The 21,390-nt window shown below is 69.0% G+C and carries 23 protein-coding genes; 18 read left to right on the top strand and 5 right to left on the bottom strand.

Annotated elements, in window-relative coordinates; genetic code table 11:
• Nucleotides 1–53: 53 nt before the first annotated feature.
• Entirely contained in the window at nt 54–974 is a 921-nt protein-coding gene (locus tag HYV14_13890; protein MBI2387078.1) for a hypothetical protein, read from the bottom strand.
• A gap of 83 nt (nt 975–1,057) precedes the next feature.
• Between HYV14_13890 and HYV14_13885 the strand changes: the two genes are divergently transcribed.
• From HYV14_13885 to HYV14_13875, 3 genes are read left to right on the top strand one after another with little or no spacing between them, the layout of a single operon-like run.
• Nucleotides 1,058–2,398, top strand: a complete 1,341-nt coding sequence (locus HYV14_13885) for a hypothetical protein (GenBank protein ID MBI2387077.1) — start codon at nt 1,058–1,060, stop codon at nt 2,396–2,398.
• 1 nt (nt 2,399) lies between these two features.
• Complete coding sequence (locus HYV14_13880; GenBank protein ID MBI2387076.1) at nt 2,400–3,551, top strand: response regulator; 1,152 nt, start codon at nt 2,400–2,402, stop codon at nt 3,549–3,551.
• A complete protein-coding gene (locus HYV14_13875) occupies nt 3,548–3,859 on the top strand; it encodes a hypothetical protein (GenBank protein MBI2387075.1) in 312 nt (103 codons plus the stop codon). The genes HYV14_13880 and HYV14_13875 overlap by 4 nt, the downstream gene beginning before the upstream one ends.
• A gap of 35 nt (nt 3,860–3,894) precedes the next feature.
• Here the strand turns inward: HYV14_13875 and HYV14_13870 are convergent, their stop codons facing one another.
• Nucleotides 3,895–5,055, bottom strand: coding sequence for a hypothetical protein (locus tag HYV14_13870; protein ID MBI2387074.1), 1,161 nt, complete (start codon nt 5,053–5,055; stop codon nt 3,895–3,897).
• 144 nt (nt 5,056–5,199) lie between these two features.
• Between HYV14_13870 and gcvT the strand changes: the two genes are divergently transcribed.
• From gcvT to HYV14_13840, 6 genes are read left to right on the top strand one after another with little or no spacing between them, the layout of a single operon-like run.
• Nucleotides 5,200–6,318, top strand: coding sequence for a glycine cleavage system aminomethyltransferase GcvT (gene gcvT / locus HYV14_13865; GenBank protein MBI2387073.1), 1,119 nt, complete (start codon nt 5,200–5,202; stop codon nt 6,316–6,318).
• 3 nt (nt 6,319–6,321) lie between these two features.
• Entirely contained in the window at nt 6,322–6,723 is a 402-nt protein-coding gene (gene gcvH, locus HYV14_13860; GenBank protein MBI2387072.1) for a glycine cleavage system protein GcvH, read from the top strand.
• Nucleotides 6,710–9,541: an aminomethyl-transferring glycine dehydrogenase gene (gene gcvP, locus HYV14_13855; protein ID MBI2387071.1), complete on the top strand. Its 2,832-nt coding sequence runs from the start codon at nt 6,710–6,712 to the stop codon at nt 9,539–9,541. Before gcvH ends, gcvP begins: the two co-directional genes overlap by 14 nt.
• Nucleotides 9,523–10,176 carry a lipoate--protein ligase family protein gene (locus tag HYV14_13850; GenBank protein MBI2387070.1) on the top strand — a complete coding sequence of 218 codons (654 nt, stop codon included), beginning with the start codon at nt 9,523–9,525 and terminating at the stop codon, nt 10,174–10,176. The genes gcvP and HYV14_13850 overlap by 19 nt, the downstream gene beginning before the upstream one ends.
• A gap of 2 nt (nt 10,177–10,178) precedes the next feature.
• Entirely contained in the window at nt 10,179–10,409 is a 231-nt protein-coding gene (locus HYV14_13845; GenBank protein ID MBI2387069.1) for an Lrp/AsnC ligand binding domain-containing protein, read from the top strand.
• A gap of 4 nt (nt 10,410–10,413) precedes the next feature.
• Complete coding sequence (locus HYV14_13840; GenBank protein ID MBI2387068.1) at nt 10,414–12,009, top strand: glycosyltransferase family 39 protein; 1,596 nt, start codon at nt 10,414–10,416, stop codon at nt 12,007–12,009.
• On the opposite strand, the gene mtgA is transcribed toward HYV14_13840, so the two are convergent.
• Nucleotides 11,955–12,845: a monofunctional biosynthetic peptidoglycan transglycosylase gene (gene mtgA, locus HYV14_13835; protein ID MBI2387067.1), complete on the bottom strand. Its 891-nt coding sequence runs from the start codon at nt 12,843–12,845 to the stop codon at nt 11,955–11,957. The genes HYV14_13840 and mtgA overlap by 55 nt on opposite strands.
• A gap of 53 nt (nt 12,846–12,898) precedes the next feature.
• On the opposite strand from mtgA, the gene HYV14_13830 reads away from it, so the two are divergent.
• Both HYV14_13830 and HYV14_13825 read left to right on the top strand, forming a co-directional pair.
• Nucleotides 12,899–13,183 carry a hypothetical protein gene (locus HYV14_13830; protein ID MBI2387066.1) on the top strand — a complete coding sequence of 95 codons (285 nt, stop codon included), beginning with the start codon at nt 12,899–12,901 and terminating at the stop codon, nt 13,181–13,183.
• Nucleotides 13,184–13,205: 22 nt separating this feature from the next.
• Nucleotides 13,206–13,904, top strand: coding sequence for a response regulator (locus HYV14_13825; protein MBI2387065.1), 699 nt, complete (start codon nt 13,206–13,208; stop codon nt 13,902–13,904).
• A 3-nt stretch (nt 13,905–13,907) separates the two neighbouring features.
• Here HYV14_13825 and HYV14_13820 read toward each other — a convergent pair whose 3' ends face one another.
• On the bottom strand, nt 13,908–14,300 hold the full coding sequence (locus HYV14_13820; GenBank protein ID MBI2387064.1) for a hypothetical protein: 393 nt from the start codon (nt 14,298–14,300) through the stop codon (nt 13,908–13,910).
• 33 nt (nt 14,301–14,333) lie between these two features.
• Entirely contained in the window at nt 14,334–15,320 is a 987-nt protein-coding gene (locus HYV14_13815; GenBank protein MBI2387063.1) for a hypothetical protein, read from the bottom strand.
• 81 nt (nt 15,321–15,401) lie between these two features.
• Between HYV14_13815 and HYV14_13810 the strand changes: the two genes are divergently transcribed.
• The 7 genes from HYV14_13810 to HYV14_13780 are packed head-to-tail and all read left to right on the top strand — an operon-like array spanning nt 15,402 to nt 21,379.
• Entirely contained in the window at nt 15,402–15,809 is a 408-nt protein-coding gene (locus HYV14_13810) for a response regulator (protein ID MBI2387062.1), read from the top strand.
• On the top strand, nt 15,806–16,222 hold the full coding sequence (locus HYV14_13805) for a response regulator (protein ID MBI2387061.1): 417 nt from the start codon (nt 15,806–15,808) through the stop codon (nt 16,220–16,222). The genes HYV14_13810 and HYV14_13805 overlap by 4 nt, the downstream gene beginning before the upstream one ends.
• The gene (locus tag HYV14_13800) at nt 16,219–16,683 is read left to right on the top strand and encodes a hypothetical protein (GenBank protein ID MBI2387060.1); all 465 of its coding nucleotides are present in this window, start codon (nt 16,219–16,221) and stop codon (nt 16,681–16,683) included. Before HYV14_13805 ends, HYV14_13800 begins: the two co-directional genes overlap by 4 nt.
• Before the next feature lie 3 nt (nt 16,684–16,686).
• On the top strand, nt 16,687–17,424 hold the full coding sequence (locus HYV14_13795) for a hypothetical protein (GenBank protein ID MBI2387059.1): 738 nt from the start codon (nt 16,687–16,689) through the stop codon (nt 17,422–17,424).
• Nucleotides 17,421–18,014 (top strand): hypothetical protein, encoded by a 594-nt coding sequence (locus HYV14_13790; protein MBI2387058.1) that lies wholly within the window; start codon nt 17,421–17,423, stop codon nt 18,012–18,014. Before HYV14_13795 ends, HYV14_13790 begins: the two co-directional genes overlap by 4 nt.
• 14 nt (nt 18,015–18,028) lie before the next feature.
• A complete protein-coding gene (locus tag HYV14_13785) occupies nt 18,029–19,123 on the top strand; it encodes a glycosyltransferase family 4 protein (GenBank protein MBI2387057.1) in 1,095 nt (364 codons plus the stop codon).
• Nucleotides 19,124–19,144: 21 nt separating this feature from the next.
• Nucleotides 19,145–21,379, top strand: a complete 2,235-nt coding sequence (locus tag HYV14_13780) for an AsmA family protein (protein ID MBI2387056.1) — start codon at nt 19,145–19,147, stop codon at nt 21,377–21,379.
• Nucleotides 21,380–21,390 lie beyond the last annotated feature (11 nt).

Below are 21,390 nucleotides of genomic sequence, written 5' to 3'. Positions count from 1 at the left end.
GAAAAAGGCCCGCCCTCGATCGCGAGGGCGGGCCTTCCTTTTCCCGGTCGGGGTCAGCGTCCGCCGAGGGGGCGGAATCCGTTGGGCGCCGCTTCCGGGGCCTTCTCGGCGTCCTTCGCGTCGAGCGGCACGGCGGCGGGCTGGTTCTTCATGGCCTTCTTCATGTCCTCGGAGTTCATGATGTCGGACATGACCTGATCCCGGTTGACGGCCTTGGCTTCGCCCCCGTCGAGGAAGCCGGTCAGGCTCGCGGGAAGGCCGACGGCCTTGATCACGGTGCTTACGAGACTCTTCGCGACGCCGTCGTTCTGGGCGACCCCGCCGATCGCGGCCGTCAGGCTCGGAGGCGCCTCCTTGATGCCCGTGACCAGGGCGTCGCGGATCCCGGGATCGCCCGCGTATTTCTTCACCAGCTTGCTGAAATCGTTCGACTTGGCCAGGCCGTAGGCGAACTTCAAGGGATCCCTGTCCTTCCAATACGCGTCGCGCAGGGCGCGCAGCTCGGGGGACGCGGCCCAGTCCCGGCCGTATTGCGTGATGGACGTGTGCTTCTTCTCCATGCGCCGGACGAAGGCGGCCACGATCTTCTCGTTCTTGAGCGCGGCCTCCTTAAAGTTCAGCGCCGCCGCCTGCCGCGGGTCGGTCGGGTTCGGAGTCGCGCCGGAGGCGCCCGCCGGCTTGGGCGTCGAGGCGCCGGGGCCGGCGACGCGCATGCCCGCGTCCCCCTTGACCATGCCCAGGCTGGTCTGCTGGGCCGGCGCGGGATCGGCGGGGCCGGGCGCCGGGAACGAAGGCGGCGCGGCGGACTGGGCGGGGTCCGGCGCGGCGCTCATGTCGAAGCCGGAGGTGTCGAGGCCGGCGCTGCGGTTGGACATGAGGTGCCAGCCCGCCACCCCGACGGCCGAGCCGCCGACGGCGATGAAGACCAGGATCACGCCGAGCCGGCTCGTCTTGTGCGGGTGCTCCTCGCTCATGTCTTCATTATGGTGTGGGCGGGCCGTCCTGTCAAGGCGTCCAATACTTAATTCCGTAATGGCTAACGGCTATAATCCGCAAGATGACGAGAAGGGCTTTGGCGCTCCTCCTCGTCCTCGCGCTGGCCGCTCCGGACGCCGGAGCCGTCGCTTACAACGACGTACTGCCGGGCGCGAGGGCGATGGGCATGGGAACCGCGTATTCGGCGATCGCCGACGACGCGTTCGGCCTTTTTTACAACCCCGCCGGCTCGGCGAACACCCCGTACACGCAGGGCGCGGGCACCATCGGCCGGATGCTGTCGCCGCGGGGGCCGTTGTCCTTCGCCACCGGCGCCTACATGCGCCCCTACGAGCCGATCAACACCGCCACGATCGGCGCCGCCTACCACCTCGAGCGCCAGCGCAACGGCGGCGACATCGACTCGCTGATCTTCAACTACAGTCAGGAGTACCGGGTCCGCCAGATCCCGTTCTCGAAGCCCCTCAAGATCGGCGCCAACGCCAAGATCGTCAACTCCGACGCGGGCAGCGGCGGCAAGTTCGGCCTCGGGTTCGACGTCGGCGCGATCGCGCGCACGAACATGGGCCTCTCGGCGGGCATCGTGCTCAGCGATTTCGTCACCTCCTTGGCGTATCCCCGCCCGGCGATCACGCTCGCGACGGCGTACGCCTGGGGCCGCCGCCTCACTTTCGCCGGCGACTTCCGCGTGCGCGGCGGCCTGGCGGAGTTCTATCCCGGCGTCGAGGCGACCTTCCATCAGGGCCTGCTGCGCGTGCGCGGCGGCAAGGGGCTGAACCTCGACGGGGTGAGCACCTTCGCGTTCGGCCTCGGCCTGAACTTCTCGCCGATGATCCTGGACATCGCGATGTCCCTGCCGACCGCGGGCCTCAACCGCTCCGGCGGCGGCTATCAGGCCACCTTCAGCTACCGCTTCGGCGCCCCGTCCTTCACCGGCCAGTTCGTCGGCCAGGCCGCCGCGCAGGCGGAGACCCTGCGCACGGATCTCTCGAACCTCGAGCAGAAGCAGAAGACGATGTCCCAGCAGGCCGGCACGGCCGAGACCAACAAAGCCGCGGCGGAGAGCCAGCTGCGCGTGCTCGAGAAGCGCGTGGCCGAGGCGCAGGACGAGTACCGCGCCCTGCTCAAGCGCAACGACGAGCTCGACTACCGCGCCGCCGAGAAGGCCGCCGGCCTCATGGGCCGGCCGAAGCCCGTCGAGATCAAGGTCCGCGCGCGGCCGGCGCCGCCGGCGTGGCCGAAGCGCCACGTGGTGAAGGCCGGGGACACCTTGCGCACGATGGCCAAGGAGTACTACGGCGACCCCAACCTGTGGGAGAAGATCTACGACGCGAACCGGGAGAAGGTCGAGCGCGGGCTGCCCGCCGAGGGCGCCTCGCTGCTGATCCCCGCGCCGAACTGACATGGCCGCCATCGGATTGCTGGCGAAGGAAGCCGCGGACCGGGAGCTCCTCGGGCTCATGCTCGGCGAGCTCGGCCACCGGACCGAGGGCGCCGGCCGCCTCGAGGAGGCGCTCGAGTTCGCGCGCGAGCGCAAGACGAAGGCCTTCCTGCTCGTCGACGGGGGCGGGGCCGACGCCGAGAGCCTGACGCGCGAGCTGCTCCGCGCCTTCCCGCTCATGCCCGTGGTCGTGGCGCTGAAGGTGCGCGACGCGAGCCGCGCCGTGGCGCTGATGCGCGTGGGCGCCGCCGAGGTCGTGGCCCCGCCGTGGACGCCCGAGGACCTCAAGGCCTCGGTCTCCAAGGGCCTGCGCTTCCAGGGCACGGCCGTCTCGGTCGCGAGCGCCGCGCCCCTGAGCCGCTCGCCGATCTGGTACGCGCTGGCCGTCGGCCTGTTCCTGGCCGCAGGGCTCGGCGTCGCCTCGCTCAAGCGCGTCGAGGCCAACCGCGCCGCCGCCGCGGCCCGCGTCGACCGCTGGGAGCTCCCGGTCCGCCATCCGGCCGGGCTCGCCTTCGACGGCAAGTCGCTGTGGCTCGTCGAGTGGTTCACCCAATCCTTCTACGCGCTCTCGCCGGACGACACCGCCGTCCGGGTCGTCCGCCACCTGACCGCGGACACGCCCGTGGCCGCGGCCTTCACCGCCGAGGCGATGTGGACGGTCTCCGCCGACGGCACCGTCATCCGCCGCATGCGCGACGACAAGATGACCCCGCTCGCCCGGTACGCGAAGGCCGCGCCGAACTGCGCGGGCCTCGCCTTCGACGGCCTCTATCTCTGGACGCTCGACGCCCGCGCCAAGGTCCTGCGCAAGCACCTCGTCGACCGCGAGCTCAGCGTGCTCGCGACCTACAGGTGGCGCGGCTCGAAGCCCGCCGGCCTGGTCTTCGACGGCCGTTCGCTCTGGACGCTCGACGCCGCCGACCGCCGCCTCGTGCGCTACGCCCTGGAGCGCCCCGAGGAGCCCATCGACGGCCTCCCGCTCCCCGAATACGCCGAGGGCGACTTCATCCCGACCGGCGTCTCCTGGGACGGCGCGCGGTTCTGGACCGTCGGCGAGGCGAAGGACGGGCGGGGTCCGGCGCGTCTGGTCCGGCATAAAGAGGAGCCGCGATGACGCGGGCCCCTTACCTCGTTCCGGCGCTGCTCCGCTTCCCGGGCTCCTCCGCGCGCCAGGATTCCTGGGGCCGTCTCCTTAAGATAACGGCCGGAGGGGCGGAGCTGTCCACCGCGGCCCGCCTCGCGAAGGGGGAGACCGTCCTCGTCCAGTTCGAGCTGGGCGGCGAGCGCCTGCTCATCCCCGCCCTCGTGCACCACGCCTATGACGACGACGACGGCGCGCGCTTCGCCGAGCTGCGCTGGAACGACATGGTGGAGCGCCGCCGCCTGGCGCGCGTGCTCCTCGACGTCCTCGCGAAGTCCTAGGCCGCCGGAACCCGGCCCATGTCCCCTCGCCGCGGCTAGTTCGGCCCCACGACGAAGCCGGGGGGGTGGCTCATCAACTGCAGCATGTCCGCGTACTCGGCGTTCTTCGAGTTCCTGAGGCGCACGTAATAGGTCGTATCCAGCCTCATGTCGTTGGTGTTGAATTTCTTGACCCAAGCGCCGTTTTGATAGGACCAGTTTTGGCCCGGCAGCTTCGTGAAGCGGCTGAAATCGGCGTACGGAGAGCAGACGGCGATGTCGGCATGGGTCGCGTCGTCGCGGATCTGCGTGCAGACAAAAGCGTCCTTCTCGTCGAATCCGAAAATATGGACCTCGACGATCTCCCCTCTCTTGTACGGCGAGTTCTTGACCTTGCCGTCGACGAAGTGGCGGCCCAGCGCGGAGGGGTGCGTTTCCGAGCCGGTGGTACGGAACGTTTTGACCGACTTCTCGCCCTTCGAGTTGGTCACTGAGATGCGCAGCGTGTCGTACCAGTAGATGCTCTTGTACCTCGCTTCCCATATCCCGTTGGCGTAGGAGAATCTCCCGTTGTTGTAGCTGATCGAGTAAGTCGTGTCGGGCAATTTCACGAAATCGGCGCAGTCCCCTAATAGGTCTCCCTTCATGACCAGGCTCTCCAGGCAAACGGACGTGTCCTTCTCGTCGTAGCCGAAGATCTGGAAATAAACGGTCTGCGTGTCGAAGAACGAGCCCGAGGCGATCGGGTTCTTCTTGTCGTCGACGACGCGGATCCCTTGTTTGGGCGGCTTCGCCGGGCCGCTGGGACCGGAGGACGTGATCGGCTTCGCGGGAGCGGTCGAGGCCCCGTTCGAGCCGCCCCAGTAGCGCCTCGCGGGATTGGCGCCGGGGCTCTTGTCCTTCGCGCCGGTACCGATGCCGGCTCCGACGACGGCTTCGACTTCGCCCATGACCGGGGCCGAACTCTCCACGTTCGCCTCGGCGTGGATGCCTCCGGGCCGGACGACGCGAAAGACGCGAGGGGCCGAGCGGGCCGGACGCGACGCCGCGGCGGCAGGGGCCGGCGACGCCTTCGCGTCCTCGCCGGACGCGTTCGGGTCGGCGGCCTCGTAATGGCGCGTGCTTTGGGCCGCCGCCGGCGGCGCGAACGGCGCCAGCGCCAGCAGCAGGCTTCCGATCGCGCGCGCCGGGGCCGAAACGGAGGGATTCGAGTTCATGGTTCTCCTGTTCGCTTCTCGTTAGTATGAAGGCCCTGCCCGCGCCTCGACCATGACCATGGTCATAAAACGGCGAATCCGGCGCCGTCGCGGGCGGTGGCCGCGGTCATTGTCGGACTTATTGCTAAATGCTAATTTAGTCATATGTCCACCTCGGCTGTCGCGCGTCGCACGGCGCTGTACGAAAGCCACAAGAACCTGGGCGGTAAGATCGTCGATTTCCACGGGTGGGAATTGCCGGTCCAGTACGAATCGATCATGAAGGAGCACGAGGCCGCGCGCCACCGCTGCGGCCTGTTCGACGTCTCCCACATGGGCCAGGTGTTCGCGACGGGCCCCGGCGCGCTCGCCTTCCTTCAGAAGGTCAACGCCAACGACATCTCCCGCATCGGCCCGGGCAAGGCGATCTACTCCCACCTGCCCAACGAGAAGGGCGGGGTCGTCGACGACGTCATCGTCTCCTGCCTCGCCAAGGACCGCTACCTGATCGTCGTCAACGCGGCCACGGCCGACAAGGACTTCGCCTGGTTCCAGAAGCACGCGAAGGGCTTCGACGTGAAGCTCGAGAACAAGTCCGACCTCTACGGCATGATCGCGGTCCAGGGTCCGAAGGCGGCCGAGATCGCGTCGATGATCGCCCCCGCGATGGCGTCCCTGCCGCGCTTCGGCGCGCTTGAGCTCGAGCTGTACGGGCAGCCCTCCTTCATCACCCGCACCGGCTACACCGGCGAGGACGGCTGCGAGTTCATCGTGCCCAGCGAGATCGTCGTCCGCGTCTGGGAGGACCTGCTCGCGCAGGGCCGTTCGCTCGGCGCGGCGCCGTGCGGCCTCGGCGCCCGCGACGTGCTCCGCCTCGAGGCGGGCTACCTCCTGTACGGACAGGACCTCGACGACGACCTCAGCACCTTCGAGGCCAATTACGGCTGGGTCGTGAAGCTGGACAAGGGCGACTTCATCGGCAAGGCCGCCTTGGTCAAGCAGAAGGCGGAGGGCATCAAGAAGAAGCTCACCGGCGTGAAGCTGCTCGAGCGCGGCGTGCCGCGCGCGGGCGCCTCGGTCATGCTGGACGGCAAGGAGATCGGGAAGTTCTGTTCGGCGACGTACTCGCCGAGCCTGCAGGCGGGCATCGGGACGGGGTACCTTGATAGACCGGACCTCCCGCCGGGAACGAAAGTCTCGGTCGTACTTCACGGACGGGACATCGCCGCGGAGATCGTCAAAACGCCGTTTTACATCTCACCTAACCTCAAGAAGGGGGCCTGATTTATGCTCGATCCGAAGAAATTAATGTACATGAAGTCGCACGAGTGGCTGGACCTGCAGGGCGACGCGGGCACGGTGGGCATCTCCGACCACGCGCAGAAGGAGATCACGGACGTGGTCTTCGTCGAACCCCCGAAGGTCGGCCGCACGGTCAAGCAGGGCGAGGCGTGCTGCGTCGTCGAGTCGGTGAAGGCCGCCTTCGACATCTACGCCCCGGTCTCCGGCGAGATCACCGCGGTGAACGCGGACGTCGTCAAGGACCCCGCGCTCGTCAACGCCGAGGCCTTCGGCAAGGGCTGGCTGTTCAAGCTCAAGGCGTCCGCTCCCGACGAGGCGGCGAAGCTCATGACCGAGGCGGCGTACGAGGAGTTCCTGAAAGCCGAGGCCGCGCATGGAAGCCACTAAGGAGCGCCCTACGAAAACCCCTCTTCCTCCCGCCGACGATTTCGCCCGCCGTCACATCGGCTCCGGCTCCGCCGACCAGGCGGCGATGCTCGCCGCGCTCGGCCGCCCGTCGCTCGACGCCCTGATCGACGCCGTCGTCCCGCCGGCGATACGACTGAAAAAACCGCTCGACCTCCCCGCCGCGCTCTCCGAGGCCGGGGCGCTGGCCGAACTCAAGAGGATCGCGTCGAAGAACCAGGTCTGGCGCTCGTACCTCGGCCAGGGGTACAACGACACCGTGACCCCTCCCGTGATCCTTCGCGAGATATTGGAGAACGCCGGTTGGTACACCGCGTACACCCCTTATCAGCCGGAGATCGCGCAGGGAAGATTGGAAGCATTGCTGAATTTCCAGACATTAATAATCGATCTGACGGGCCTGCCCGTCGCGAACGCGTCGTTGCTGGATGAGGGGACCGCCGCGGCGGAGGCCATGGCGATCTGCCTCCACGCCGCGGAAGATCCAGGCGATAGGATATTCTTCGTCTCGAGCGAGTGCCACCCGCAGACCATCGAAGTCATCAAAACCCGCGCCACGCCGCTAGGCGTGAAGGTCCAGGTCGGCGAACCCTCGCAGATCGCGGGGAAAAAGCTGTTGGGCGCCTTGGTCCAGTACCCCGATACGTTCGGCGCCGTCAAGGATTGGTCCAAGTTCGCGGACGCCGTTCACGCCGCCGGGGGCCAGTTGGTCGTGGCGGCGGACTTGCTCGCCCTCACTTTGTTCAAGGCCCCCGGAGAATTCGGCGCGGACATCGCGGTCGGTTCCACCCAGCGCTTCGGCGTGCCGCTCGGCTTCGGCGGGCCGCACGCGGCGTACCTGTCGGTCAAGGAAGCGTTCCAGCGGCGGATCCCGGGGCGCATCATCGGGGTGTCCAAGGATTCGCACGGCAAACCCGCCCTGCGCCTGGCCCTGCAGACGAGAGAGCAGCACATCCGGCGCGAGAAGGCGACGAGCAACGTGTGCACGGCGCAGGTGCTCCTGGCCGTCATCGCGGGGATGTATGCGGTGTATCACGGGCCCGAGGGGCTCAGCCGCATCGCCCTTCGCGTGCGCGCCTTGACGCAGAAATTAAGGAACGGATTGAACGAATTGGGCGTGGATACGGGTGCCGACCTGGCGTTCGATACGATACATGCTCGCGTCGCCTCCGGCGACGCGGTTAAAATAAGAACGGCGGCCGAGGCGAAGAAGATAAATCTTCGTTTTTACGGCAACGGAGTGGTGATCTCTTTGGACGAGGCCACAACGGAAACGGATGTGGCCGACATATTGACCGCCTTCGGCGGTCGGGTGATGCCCGGCGGGCCTATCGTTGAGATACCCGCCAACTTAAAGAGGACATCCAAGTTCTTGACGCACAAGGTCTTCTCCGAACACCGTTCGGAGACCGAGATGCTTCGTTACCTTCGCAAGCTCGAAGGGAAGGACCTGTCGCTTGTGCACTCCATGATCCCCTTGGGATCATGCACCATGAAGCTCAATGCCGCGTCCGAGATGCTCCCGGTGACGTGGCCTGAGTTCGGGAAGATGCACCCTTTTGCGCCTTCGGCGCAGACGGCTGGATATCTCGAGATGACCTCCCAGCTCGAGTCGTGGTTGGCCGAAATCACCGGGTTCGCTGCGGTGAGTCTCCAACCCAACGCCGGCTCCCAGGGCGAATACGCCGGTTTGTTGGCCATACGCGCGGCCCAGAACGCCCGCGGCCAGTCTCACCGCAAGGTCTGCCTGATCCCCGTCTCCGCGCACGGCACCAACCCCGCGTCGGCGGCGATGGCGGGCATGAGCATCGTCACGGTCGCGTGCCTGGAAGACGGCGACATCGACCTGGCGGACCTCAAGAAGAAGGCGGACGAGCACGCCAAAGACCTGGCGTGCCTGATGGTCACTTATCCCTCGACGCACGGCGTCTTCGAGGAGGGCATCAAGGAGATCTGCGCGATCGTCCACGGCCACGGCGGCTTCGTTTACATGGACGGCGCCAACATGAACGCCCAGGTCGGCCTGTGCCGTCCCGGCGACATCGGCGCCGACGTCTGCCACCTGAACCTGCACAAGACCTTCTGCATCCCTCACGGCGGCGGCGGGCCCGGCATGGGGCCGATTGGCGTGGTCAAGGAGCTCGCGCCGTTCCTGCCCGGCTCGAAGGACGTCTCCGCCGTGTCGTCGGCGCCGTTCGGCTCGGCCTCGATCCTGCCGATCTCGTGGATGTACATAAGGATGATGGGGCCGGACGGTTTGGCCGACGCGACGAAGAACGCCATCCTGAACGCAAATTACATCGCCAAGCGCCTCGACGCCCTGTTCCCGGTCCTTTATAAAGGGAAGAACGGCTTAGTGGCCCATGAGTGCATCGTGGATCCTCGCGCGTTAAAGGCAACGGCGGATGTGGTCGTGGATGATATCGCCAAGCGCCTGATGGATTACGGCTTCCACGCCCCGACGACGTCTTTCCCCGTCGTGGCGACTCTCATGATCGAGCCGACGGAGTCGGAGTCCAAGGCCGAGCTCGACCGGTTCTGCGACGCGATGATCTCGATCCACGGCGAAGCCGAGAAGGTGCGCAAGGGCGAGTGGCCGAGGAACGACAACCCGTTGAAGAATGCGCCGCATACGGCGCAGTCCGTCGTCTCCGACTCTTGGACGCATCCGTACTCGCGCGAGACGGCCGCGTATCCGGCCGCCTGGCTGCGGGAGCGGAAATTCTGGCCGTCCGTGGGCCGCGTCGACGGAGCCTACGGCGACCGCAACTTCTTCTGCTCGTGCTCCGCGCTGAGCTGAGCCGCCGGCTCGTCCTCGACGCGGCGGGCCATATGGCTCTCGACGAGGCCGTGCTGCTCGAGTCGCCGCCGGACGCGCTCGTCCTGCGCGTCTACGAGTGGAAGGGCGAGGGCTGCACGTTCGGCTACTCGCAGAGATATGAAGACGCGAAGGCGGCCTGCAAGACCGGCGTAGCGCCCGTGCGCCGGGCGACGGGCGGGGGGATCGTTCATCACGACGGGGACGTCACCTTCAGCCTCGTGTTCCCGTGGGACCGGACGTGCGCGCCGGAGACGATCTACAAGAACATCCACCGGGGGATCCATCAGGCCCTGAAGGCGCGCGGGACCGTCAACGGGATGTGGAGCCCCAAGGACAAAGCGCCGGGGATCGCGGCCAGCTGTTTCGCCCGGGCGGAAAAAGCCGACCTCGTCGACGCGGACGACAAGAAGATCTTAGGCGGGGCCTTGCGTAAGAAAGGCGTTAAAGGGTTATATCAGGGCTCGTTGCGGGTCAGCGTGCCCGAAGCGACGATCATCGAAGGGATCACTCGCGAATTCGGTCGACCTTCGGTCGACCTTCTTCCGTCATGGATCGCCAAAGGTCTGGAACTCGAATCACGCTACCGTTCGGCCGAATGGAATACTAGGAGATGAGCATGAAGACCTTCGTCTTGTGCAAGCTGACGCCGGGCAAGGAGCAGACGGCCGTGCGCGCGATCCGGGCGATCGAGGGCGTCAACGAGGTGTACATGGTGTTCGGCGGCTGGGACATGGTCCTCTCGGCGGAGTCCGACACCGTCGACAAGCTCTCGAGCCTGATCGTCAGCCGCATCCGCTCGGTGGACGGCGTCGCCGCCACGGAGACCTTGGTCACGACGAGCCTCTGATCCGGTGACGCGGCGCGGCCGGGACCTCCTGATCGTCGCCGCCTTCACCGGGCTCGCGCTTTTCCCGTTCCTGGGGAAGGCGTTCCACGTCGACGAGCCTTTCTTCCTCGCCATCGCGCGCCGGATACTGCGCGACCCCCTGCACCCGTTCGCCTTCCGGTTCAACTGGTACGGCGACGCCGTGCCGATGTCGAGCATCAACAACACGCCGCCGCTGCTGGCCTACCTCCTGGCGGCGGCTCTGCGCCTCACCGGGGGCGGCGAGACGGCGATGCGCCTGGCCTTCCTGCCTTTCGACCTGGCGTCGAGCCTGGCGCTCTACCTCCTGGCGGCGCGCTATCTGAAGCGTCCGCTGCTGCCCGCGCTCATCGTCGTCGCCTCGCCCGCCTACATGATCGACATGAACCACCTGATGGCGGAGAAGGTCATGGCGGGCTTCGCCTTCCCGAGCCTCTACGCGCTCGCGCGCGGCGCGGAGGAGGACCGGCCGGCCTGGCTGTGGGCCTCGGCCGCGCTGTTCGCCGCCGCGCTGCTGGCGAAATACAACGCGATCTTCCTCGCCCTGCCGGCGTTGTGCCTTCTGTGGGGACGCGTTCCTCCTCGGCGTCTGGCGGGATACTTCGCCTTGGCGGCCGCGCCGCTGGCGTGCTGGCTGTTGGGGGGAGCCCTTCTCCGCAGCGGGGCGTGGGATTCGGCGGCGGGCGTGACGGCGGACGCGTCGCGGATGTACTGGTCCGCCTGGTCCCACAAGCTGCGCTCGTTCCTGTCCTTCACCGGGGGCTGCGGCGTCGTCGTCGCGTTCTGGCCCCTGCTGGCGAGGCCGTCGAAAGCCCTGGTCGCCGCCTGCGCCGCCGCGGCGATCGTCTTGTTCCTGCCCGCGTTCGACCTCGCCCCGCTCGTGCGTCCCGTCGACCGCGCGGCCGGCGTCCTGTTCTCCTTCGGAGCCCTGCTCGCCCTGTCGGCCCTCTTCCGCGCCGAGGGCCGCGGCGCGAGGCTGTGGGCCGCGTGGACCGCCTCGGTGTCGGCCCTCCTGCTGTTCGCTTATTGGGCGATCCTCGCCCGGCTCGTCCTGTTCCTGATCCCGCCGCTGGTCTTCTCGCTGGCGGAGGCGCTCGAGGCGCGCTGGCCCGAAAAGCGTCTGCGCCTCGCGCAGGCGGTCAGCCTCGCCGGGGTCGCGGCCCTGAGCGTGCTGCTGTCCATCGTCGACTTTCAGTACGCCGGGGCTCAGCGGACGATGGCCCGCGAGGCCGCCGCGGAGCGCGCGGCGAAGGGCGGGCGCCTCTGGTGCGCCGGCCATTGGGGCCTGCAGCACTACGTCGAGGAGGCCGGCGGAGCCGTGCTCGACGCCTCCGCGGGCGGCTGGTCCGGGGTCCGGCCCGGCGACGCCGTCATCGTGCCCCGCGTCAACTCCAACATCCTGAGGCCGGCGGGGAGCCTCAAGGCCGTCGTGCGCGAGGTCCGCGTCGGCAGCCCGATCCCGCTGCGCCTCATCAGCGGCTGGACCGGGGAGGCCGGCTTCTACTCCAACGGCTTCGGCTTCCTGCCCTACTCGCCGAGCGCCGAGCCGGTCGAGGAGTTCACCGTCGTCGAGCCGCTGTAGACCTCGGGCTCGACGATCGCGTCGTCGTCCTCGCCGGGATCCTCGGTCGCGTCCGGTCCCGCGGCGTCGGCCGCGTCCCCGGCCGGGGTCTCGGCCGGGGGTTCTCCCGCCGCCGCGGCCCGCGCCCGGTCCGCCGCGGCGATGCGGCCCATGATCCGCGCGGAGTTGCGCTCCACGTAGGGGCCGCGCTTGGCGGGGCTCCAGCGGCGGGGATTGGGGAGGACGACGGCCATCGCGACGGCTTCCTCGTACGACAGGTCGGCGCAGGATTTCTGGAAGTAGACGCGCGCCGCGGCCTCGCAGCCGAACACGCCCTTGCCCCACTCGACGACGTTGAGATAGAGCTCCAGGACGCGCCGCTTGCCGAGCTCGCGCTCGAGGCGCCGCGCGATGAGGATCTCCTTGGCCTTGCGCAGGGGGTTCTTGCTCGGCGACAGATAGAGGTTGCGAGCGAGCTGCATCGTGATCGTGCTGCCGCCGGCGGCGAAACGCCCCGCCTTGCGGTTGCGCTCGTAGGCGGCGCGGATCGCGTCCCAGTCGACGCCGTCGTGGCGCCAGAACTCGTCGTCCTCGGCGGTCACGACGGCCCTTTTGAGGTCCTCCGATATCGCCCCGGAAGGGACCCAGGTCCAGCGCAGGTCGAGCTTGCGGCCCTTGGCCTTCGCCTGCTTCTTGCGCAGCTCGATGTAGGCCGTGGTCGCGGGCGGGCTCTTCTTGAGCGGCGAGACGTCCGGCAGCCATACCACCCAGAGGGCGGCCAGGAACGCGCACGTCGAGGCGGCGGCGAGTCCGGCGAGCAGCAGGCGGACGAGGCGGGGGGGACTGGCGGGATTCATTTTGAGGGGGTATGCTAGCAAGTCGAAAGCGCCGCACCCATGGAGATAACGAAATGAGAACCATCCTGTCCGCCGCCCTGCTGCTCACCCTGATCGTCCCCGTCCGCGCCGAAGACAAGCCCGCCGCCGGCGGCCCTCCCCCGGAGATCAAGGCCGAGCATCAGGAGTTCAAGAAGGAGATGAAGGCGGATCGCCAGGCCTTCAAGGAGAAGCAGCACGAGAAGCGCAGGGCCCACAAGGAGAAGATGAAGGCCATGCGGCGCAAGGCCAAGGAGGAGCGCAAGGAGAAGAAGACCGAGGCCGCTCCCGACGCCGCGCCCGCGCCCGTCGCGCAGTAGCCCGTTCTAGGGCGCTTCAGGGGTGACCTCCATGCCGTACTACCTCTATGAAGAGGGAAAGCCGGTCGGTCCGTTCGAGGCCGCGCAGCTGGCCCTGCGCCCGGGATTCAAGAGGGAGACCTTGGTCTTTCCGGCCGGCGCGACCACGCAGGACGCGTGGAAGGCGGCGGCGAGCTTCCCCGACCTGGCGAAGGCGCTGGACCCGGACTCGAGCGGCATCTTCCTGACCGCCGCCCCGCCGCGCGCGGAGAAGCCCGTTGCTCCGCCGGCCGCCGCGCCGCTGCCGGCGGCGCCGGCGGAGACGACCGTGGCCGATCCCGCGCCCGCTCTCGCGGCCCCGGGCGACAAGCTGATCCTGGTCGTCGACGACGACGAGACCGTGCGCAGCTTCCTCGAGATGAGCGCGAGCCTCCAGGGCTTCCGCGTGCTCACGGCGGTCGATGGGCTCGACGCCGGCGCGAAGCTCGAGTCCCAGACGCCGGACCTCATCATCACCGACCTCATGATGCCGGGTCAGGGCGGCTACGAGTTCCTGCGCTCGCTCCAGGGCGGGGCGACCGGGCGCATCCCGGTCTTCATCGTCACCGGCAGCGCGCTCGACGACTCGACGATCAAGATGATCCGCGCGGAGGCGAACGTCGTCGAGTTCGTCGCCAAGCCGGTCAAGATGGCCAAGTTCGTCTCGGCCCTGCACAAGACGCTGAAGACCGCCCCGCGCTGAGGCTCAGGCGACGCGGCGCAGGAGCTTGATCCGGGCTTCGAAGGAGTGGCGCTCGGAGAGCGTCGCCTCGGGGCGCTCCAGGAGGGACTTCAGGATGTCCCGGCACTCGTCCTTGCGGCCGAGGCGCATCAGGTAGTCGGACTTGCGGAAGGCGGCCTGGAAGCGGCGGTGCGGCGTCTCGAGGGCCGCGGCGCGGTCGTACGCGGCCAGCGCCCGGTCCGCCTCGCCGAGGCGCTCGTGGGCCTGCGCGGCCTGGCAAAGGAGGCGCGCGCGGTCCAGGTCGGGAAGGTCGGAGTCCGCGAGGCCGTTCAGCTCGGACAGCAGCGCGCGGTCGTCGCCGGAGGCGGCGAGCTTGTCGATGCGCTCGACGCGGCCGCGGAATTCATCGAGATCCATGGGCGGCCATTATAGAACAACCGGCGCGGCTCATCACTCGCCCGGCGGATCGACGATCCCGGCCTGCGTCTCGTCGAGCAGGACCTTCTCCCCGCCGGCGGGGTCCTTGCCCAGCACCTTCAGGTGGGTCTGCTCGAAGTTCACGGCGTCGAGGCCGGCGGGGGACAGCTTGATGCGCCAGCGCAGGATCGCGGTCTCGCCGGGCGCCAAAGTCGCGACGCTCTTGGTCACGGGCTTCGCCACCGGGGCGCCCGGCGCCCCGTCGGCGGTGTGCGCCTCCTGCACGGAGGCGACCGTCAGGTCCGTCAGGGCGGCCGCGCCGTCGTTGCGGACGCGGACCTCGACGTCCACGGCGTCCCCGGCGAAATACAGCGGCAGCTCCCGCATCAGCGACTCCGGGATGGGCCTGCGGCTCGGGAGCAGGCGCTCGTAGCCGTCGGAGAGCTTCACGCGGAAGCCCTTGGCCTCGCCCTGCGTGACGCCGAAGGGGTTCATGTAGTCGACGCGCGCGCGGACGTCGCCGCGGCCCACCCACTCGCCGGTGAAGCGCGGGCGCAGGGGCTTGAGGTCGGCGCGGAACTCGCGGATCGAGGCCAGCTGCGCCGCGAGCCCGGAGGCGAGGACGCGGCGGCCCTCCATCGCGATGAGCATGCGGTCGGCCGGAGGCTCGGGGTTCGGGAGCGACGCGACGGAGACGAGCTCGGCGGACGCGGCGGCGGAGAAGGACGCGAGCGCCTCGGGGGCGACCGTCTCCTCGACGGCGGCGGGCGCGGCGAGGGCCGCGGTCAGCCGCTCCTCGACCCAGCGCGCCACGACGGCGGCGGAGACGAGCCAGGGCTCCCGCGCGGGCTTCACGGCGCGCTTCGCGGGCTGGGCGGTCCTCGGCGGAGGGGCCATGCGTCCGGGCGGAGGCAGCATCATCCCGCGCGCGAAGACCGGCGCGAGGTCGGCGGCGCCGGTCGACTGGACGAGGAAGGAGACGCACAGGCCGGCGGCGAGGAAGGAGCGGGATCGGCGCATGGGGTACCTCTCGGCGGGAGTATAGCCCCGGCGCTCCTCCGGCGCCATATCCTGACGGCAAAAATACGGTAAAATGAGGCCATGGCCGAACCCGAAGAAAAGGCGAAGCTCGTCCTGATCATCGACGACGACGACGGCGTGCGCGACCTCCTGACCTTCATGATCAAGAAGGAGGGCTTCCGCGCGGAGGTCGCCGTGGACGGCGAGGACGGCGTGCAGAAGGCGGAGCGCCTCAAGCCCGACCTGATCCTCCTCGACCTGATGATGCCCCGCTACGGCGGGTTCGAGGTCCTGCGCCAGCTGCAGGGAAGCGACCTCTCCCTCATCCCGATCGTGATCATCACCGGCCGCTACACCGACCGCTCGACCGCCGAGATGATCCGCCAGGAATCCAACGTCGTGGACTTCCTCGAGAAGCCGCTCAAGCCCAGCGTGCTCGTCGCGACGCTCGAGCGCCTCCTCAGGCCGCGAGCCCCGGAGGCCGCATGAGCGATACCGCCGGAGCGCCGTCCAGCAAGCTCGTCCTGCTCGTCGACGACGACGAGTCCCTGCTCGACCTGATGGACCACGTCGTCAAGAAGGCCGGCTTCCGCACCGAGCGCGCGGAGGACGGCATCGAGGCCCTGGCCAAGGTCGCCGCGCTCGAGCCCGACGCGATCGTGCTCGACTTCATGCTGCCCAGCATGGGCGGCTACGAGGCCCTGCGCGAGCTCCAGTCCCGCGGCTTCGGCCACATCCCGATCATCGTCGTCACCGGCCGCGCGATGGACGCCAAGAGCATCGAGATGGTGCGCCAGGAGCCGAACGTGAAGGACTTCCTTCAGAAGCCCGTGCGCCCGGCGATGCTCACCGTGGCGCTGCACAACCTGCTGGGCACCGCGCCGCCCGGCGACGCGGCATGAACGGCCGGGCCTGGGTCCGGTCGGCCCTGATCGCGGCGGCGCTCGTCGCGGCCGTCTACGGCATGGCCCGCGTCGACCTGGTCCTGCGCTCGCGCTCCGCCTATCTCGAGGGCGAGAAATGGATGGAGTGGAGCCGCAGACCCGAGCTCAAGAAGGCTCACTTCGACGCCGAGCTCGCGGCGCGCGAAGGCGAGCTGTCGCGGGAGCTGGCCAAGGGCATGCTCGACCGCGCGGCGTACGAGCGCAAGGCGGGGCTGGCGCGCTTCGAGCGGGACCAGGCCGTGGCCGAGAGCTCGCTCAAGTACGCCTACGTCTGGTATCAGACCGCCGCCGAGCTGTTCAGCCCGCCCGAGAACCGCTGGAGCGTCCTCGCGCGGGGAAAGATGACGGAGACGCGCGAGCTCTGGAAGAAGGAGCTCGACGCCCGCAAGATCCCCTACCAAGACTACATGCTGGAGTAGAGGGTGCTGCGCCTGCTGATCGGCGTCCTCCTCCTCCCGCTGTCCGGCTCGCTGCTCTGGGTGTCGGCCAAGACGCTCGCCGGCGTCGCGGTCCATTCCACGTCGGCCGCGCCCTTCGGGGCGGGCCTCGGCCTCGCCTTCGCGCTGTGGGCGATCCGCCGCTGGCTGCTCGTCGATCCGGTCGGGCCCGCGGCCTGGGCCGCGCGCGGCGCGCGCTGGAGCTACGTCCTGGGCCACGAGCTCACCCACGCGATGGCGGCCTGGGCCACGGGCGGCAGCGTGTACGCGATCTCCGTCGGCGAGAAGGAAGGCCACGTCGACCTGTCGCACTCGAGCGCGTTCGTAGCACTCGCTCCCTACTGCGTGCCGTTTTATGCGCTGACCGTCGCCATGGCCTACCGCATGCTCCTCTGGCTGCGGCCCGACGCGGGAGGCGAGGCCTTGTTCCTGTTCCTCCTCGGCGGCGCGCTGGCCGCCCATCTCCTGTTCACCTGGGATTCCCTGACCCAGACTCGCCAGCCGGACCTCGACGCGGCCGGAGGCGTGCTGTTCTCCGTCGCCTTGATCGCGATCGCCAACGCCCTCATGCTGATGGCCCTGCTCAAGGGGCTTTTCCCGGACGCGGTGACCCTGCTGGCGAACCTGCGCGAGGCGGGCGGCCTGACGAAGCGCTTCTGGAGCCTGGCGTGGCTGTGGAGCCGGCCCGCGTTCGAGTCGGCGCGCAAGGCGGCGTTCTCATGACGAGCGACCTCCGCCGGGAGTTCGGCCGCAAGACCTTCCACATGCTGTCCTTGGCCTACCTCGGCGCGTTCCATCTCGTCGGCTGGCCCCGCGTCGGCTGGATGATGGCCGTCTGGCTGCCCGTCGTGCTCCTCATCGAGACCCTGCGCCTGAAGGTCCCCGCGATCGAGCGCGCGCTCGTCGGCTTCTTCGACGGCATGATCCGCGAGACCGAGCGGAAGCACTTCAGCGGCATCTTCCACACCACGGCCGGGAGCCTGGCGGCCATGCTCATCGCGCGCGGCGAGCCGATGATCGTCGGCGCGGCGATCCTGCAGCTGGCGCTCGGCGACGCGGCGAGCGCTTTGGTCGGCAAGGCGTACGGCCGCACGAAGCTGTTCGGCGGCGCGAAGTCGCTCGAGGGGAGCCTCGCCGGCCTCGCGGTCGGCTTCGCCGCGGCGCTCGCCTGCGGCCTCCGGCCGGGCGCCGCGTTCGCGGCCGCCCTCGCGGGCGCGCTGGCCGAGCTCCTGCCGACGACTCCCTGGTCCAACGACAACCTCTGGATCCCGGTCGCCTCCGCGACGATCCTGCGCATCGTGGGGGTCCGGTGAAGAGGAGGTTGGCCGTGGCGGCACGGCGGGTCGAGGGATTGTCGGGCGCCGCGCGCATGATCGTCGAGCACGCGCGCCGCCTCTCCCGCGGGGATTGGGAGGTGCACGTCTTCGCGGAGAAGCTCGACAAGAAGGCGCTGCTCGACGCCGGCGCGGTCCCGCACTGGGTCCCGGCCTGGCCCTGGGGCTCGTGGATGAAGCGGCGCGCCTTCGCGGCCGCGGCCGAGGGGATGACGAAAAAATTCGATCTCGTGCACGGCCACGGCGACCTGCTCGACCAGGACGTGCTGAGCCTGCACAACTGCGTTCATGCCGCGCATGAATCCCTTCATAAACGCCCTCTACCCGAGGACGACGCCGTGGGGCGCATGCACTCGATCCAGTTGTCGCAGGGGCGCTTCCGCGCGCTCGTCGCGAACTCGAACCTGATGAAGGACGACGTGACGCGCCGCTTCGGAGTGCCCGCCGAGAAGATCACGGTGATCCATCCCGGGTTCGACTCGTGCCGCTTCAATCCCGGAGGACGCGCGGACTTCGGCGCCGCGACGCGCGCCGAGCTCGGGGTGAAGCCCGGGGAGCTCCTCTACGGCCTCGTCACCTCCGGGGACTTCGAGAAGCGCGGCTTGAAGCCCTTCCTGCGCGCCTTCGCCGCCGTCGCGCGGAGGCGCTCCGAGGCGCGCGCTTTGGTCGTCGGCAAGGAGTCGCGCCCGGGTCCTTACCTCGCGCTCGCGCGCGAGCTTGGGGTCGCGGATCGCGTCGTCTTCCGCGACCCGCTCCCCGAGGTCTGGCGCTTCTACCACGCGCTCGACGTCTACGTCCATCCCGCGAAGTGGGAGGAGTTCGGCATGAGCGTGCTCGAGGCCCTCGCCTGCGGCCTGCCCGTGGTCACCGGCGCCTCGGTCGGCGCCGCCGAGCTCCTGAAGGGGGAGGCCCGGGACTCCGTCCTCGCGGACCCTTCCGGCGAGGCCCTCGAGTCGTCGATGCTCGCCTTCGCCGACGCGGAAAAGCGCGCCCGCGTCGGAGCTTCCGGTCCCGCCGCCGCGCTCCCCTGCGCCTGGGACCGCGGCGCCTCCGCCCTCCTCGAACTGTACGAAAGCCTAATAAGGTAAAATCATTCCTTATGAGGCTCCATGGAAGGCCCTAAAGGGGCGCTTCGACTCCTTGCCGCCGCCTTCCGGACCGTGCTCCGCGGTTTCGGCCTCTCCTTCGTCGTCCTGGTCCTGATCGTCGCCGGCGTCGGGATCTACGCCCAGCACAAGTTCGGCCCGGAGGAGGCGCGCGCCATCGCCGTCTCGCAGCTTCAGGCCCTGCTGCACCGCGAGGTCACGATCGAGAAGATGATCCTCAGCCCGCGCGGCCTGAAGATCAAGGGCCTGCGCGTGCGCCGCGCCTCCGGCTCCGAGGGCGACCAGCTCGTCTGCGACACGGCGCTCGTCACCGTCAAGCTCCGCCCGCTGCTGCGCCGCCGCCTCGAGTTCGACGCGGTGCGCCTGGAGTCTCCCCAGATCTTCCTGACGCGCGAGGCGGACGGGACCTGGGACATCGCGGACCTGTTCACGGCCACGAAGGCCGCGCCCGGCGGCGCCCTGCCGCTGGCGCTCGCCGCGGCGGAGACCATCGTCAACGACGGCGTCCTCAAGTTCGACGACCGCAAGCGGGGCCGGAAGATCTCCTTCGAGCGGCTCACGCTGCGCGCCGACAGCTTCGACCAGGATCAGCCCTTCCCTCTCGAGCTGTCCTTCGTCAACGCCGTCACGTTCGGCACGCGCACGCTGACGACGAGCGTCTCGGCCGAGGGCGTCATGGACCTCGCCGGCCTGCGCTGGTCGAGCGCCACGGCGACCGCGCACCGGTTCACGGCCGAGGCGGACGGCGTCACGGTCACGGGCTCGGGCTCGGTCGCCGGCTTCCAGCGCCCCGTCTTCGAGATCGAGGCCGACGTGCCCGCCCTCGGGGCCGAGCGCTGGCCGCGCTGGACCGGCCGCGACCTCAAGCTGTCCCTGCCCGCGACGAAGGTGAGCGCTCGCGTGAACTGGTCCGCGCAGACGATCTGGAACGTCGAGCGCCTCGCCGTGGCGACGCCCGCGGGCACGGCGAACGCGAGCGGCGTCTTCGACCTGACCTCGGACACCGCCTCCCTGAGCGCCCGGATCGCGACGAAGGACGCGGTGCTCGAGAACCTCAAGGACTGGCATCCGTCCTGGGCCGCCCGAGATCCCCGCGGCAAGGCCGCCCTGAGCGGCACCATCGAGGGCAAGCTCGGCGCCCTGCAGCTCAAGGAGGCCGTGATCAGCCTGCGCGGCTTCGGTGCGGACTGGGGCGACCGCCGCGTCGAGATCCTCGACCTGGACGCGTTCGTCACCGACGAGTTCGCCTCGGTCAAGGCCTCGGTCACGAAGGGCCGGGTCGTCGCGTACGGCAACGCCTTCGACGACATCGCCGTCACCCTGTCGGTGGCCAAGCAGACCCTGACCGTCGAGAACCTCGCGCTGCGCTGGGGAGAGTCCCGCCTGCGCCTGAGGGGGCGCGTGGACCGCCTTTCCGCGCCGAAGGAGGTCCTGATCTCCGGCAACCTCGATAAGATCGTGTGGGAGGACGCCCAGAAGCTCGTGACCGGCATCGCGGCCTCGATCTCGACGCGCACGCTGTCGCCGCAGGAGCTGGAGCGCCGCCAGGCCCGGCCGTGGGTCAGCACCTTCAAGTACGTCATCCCGCGCGGCTTCCCGGACACCGCCGGCCACCTGCGCGTGACCGAGGTGAGGCAGGAGAACTTCTGGTGCAAGGACCTCGACCTGCTCTGGTCGATCCGCGGCGTGACGCCCGCGCTCGACAAGGTCGGCGGCGAGGCCCGCGTGCGCTTCGGCCCCGGGCGCGTGGCGGACATCCCGGCGGTGCAGGACTCCCACAAGCTGCTGCGGGTGATCTTCCTCCCTTTCATCTACATGCACAAGATGAACAAGTTCTCCATCTTCAGCACGGCCACCGCCTACCCGAAGACCCTCGACTTCCAGAGGATCGAGAGCGAATACGGCCTGACCAAGGGCGTCGCCACGACGCGCTACTTCCACGTCGACTCCCCGCAGCTCGCCGCGTTCGCCGAGGGTACCGCCGACTTCGCCCGCGAGCAGGTGGACATGAACGTCCTGACGCGCCTGGCGAAGTACGACGGCGTCCTGCCCGAGTGGTGGGTGGACGAGGCCGGCCGCCCGTCCATCGGCTTCCGCGTGAAGGGCGACCTCAACAAGCCCGAGCTCGAGCCGCGTTTTAAGAAAATCCCCGTGGATGAAATCGAGCGGAAGCTCGAGGAAGGCCGCTCCTCGGGCAAGAAGCGCTTCGACGCGATCGAGAAGCTGCAGACTCTGTGACCAGGAGAACG

The organism is Elusimicrobiota bacterium (assembly GCA_016182905.1).
GTDB lineage: Bacteria > Elusimicrobiota > Elusimicrobia > UBA1565 > UBA9628 > GWA2-66-18.
This window is presented reverse-complemented; position numbering and strand designations above follow the sequence as displayed.

What these genes read in the sequence shown, in the direction of transcription:
- HYV14_13890 (MBI2387078.1), bottom strand. Translation starts at nt 974, where the DNA reads ATGAGCGAGGAGCACCCGCACAAGACGAGCCGGCTCGGCGTGATCCTG.
- HYV14_13885 (MBI2387077.1), top strand. Translation starts at nt 1,058, where the DNA reads ATGACGAGAAGGGCTTTGGCGCTCCTCCTCGTCCTCGCGCTGGCCGCT.
- HYV14_13880 (MBI2387076.1), top strand. Translation starts at nt 2,400, where the DNA reads ATGGCCGCCATCGGATTGCTGGCGAAGGAAGCCGCGGACCGGGAGCTC.
- HYV14_13875 (MBI2387075.1), top strand. Translation starts at nt 3,548, where the DNA reads ATGACGCGGGCCCCTTACCTCGTTCCGGCGCTGCTCCGCTTCCCGGGC.
- HYV14_13870 (MBI2387074.1), bottom strand. Translation starts at nt 5,055, where the DNA reads ATGAACTCGAATCCCTCCGTTTCGGCCCCGGCGCGCGCGATCGGAAGC.
- gcvT (MBI2387073.1), top strand. Translation starts at nt 5,200, where the DNA reads ATGTCCACCTCGGCTGTCGCGCGTCGCACGGCGCTGTACGAAAGCCAC.
- gcvH (MBI2387072.1), top strand. Translation starts at nt 6,322, where the DNA reads ATGCTCGATCCGAAGAAATTAATGTACATGAAGTCGCACGAGTGGCTG.
- gcvP (MBI2387071.1), top strand. Translation starts at nt 6,710, where the DNA reads ATGGAAGCCACTAAGGAGCGCCCTACGAAAACCCCTCTTCCTCCCGCC.
- HYV14_13845 (MBI2387069.1), top strand. Translation starts at nt 10,179, where the DNA reads ATGAAGACCTTCGTCTTGTGCAAGCTGACGCCGGGCAAGGAGCAGACG.
- mtgA (MBI2387067.1), bottom strand. Translation starts at nt 12,845, where the DNA reads ATGAATCCCGCCAGTCCCCCCCGCCTCGTCCGCCTGCTGCTCGCCGGA.
- HYV14_13830 (MBI2387066.1), top strand. Translation starts at nt 12,899, where the DNA reads ATGAGAACCATCCTGTCCGCCGCCCTGCTGCTCACCCTGATCGTCCCC.
- HYV14_13820 (MBI2387064.1), bottom strand. Translation starts at nt 14,300, where the DNA reads ATGGATCTCGATGAATTCCGCGGCCGCGTCGAGCGCATCGACAAGCTC.
- HYV14_13815 (MBI2387063.1), bottom strand. Translation starts at nt 15,320, where the DNA reads ATGCGCCGATCCCGCTCCTTCCTCGCCGCCGGCCTGTGCGTCTCCTTC.
- HYV14_13810 (MBI2387062.1), top strand. Translation starts at nt 15,402, where the DNA reads ATGGCCGAACCCGAAGAAAAGGCGAAGCTCGTCCTGATCATCGACGAC.
- HYV14_13805 (MBI2387061.1), top strand. Translation starts at nt 15,806, where the DNA reads ATGAGCGATACCGCCGGAGCGCCGTCCAGCAAGCTCGTCCTGCTCGTC.
- HYV14_13800 (MBI2387060.1), top strand. Translation starts at nt 16,219, where the DNA reads ATGAACGGCCGGGCCTGGGTCCGGTCGGCCCTGATCGCGGCGGCGCTC.
- HYV14_13790 (MBI2387058.1), top strand. Translation starts at nt 17,421, where the DNA reads ATGACGAGCGACCTCCGCCGGGAGTTCGGCCGCAAGACCTTCCACATG.
- HYV14_13780 (MBI2387056.1), top strand. Translation starts at nt 19,145, where the DNA reads ATGGAAGGCCCTAAAGGGGCGCTTCGACTCCTTGCCGCCGCCTTCCGG.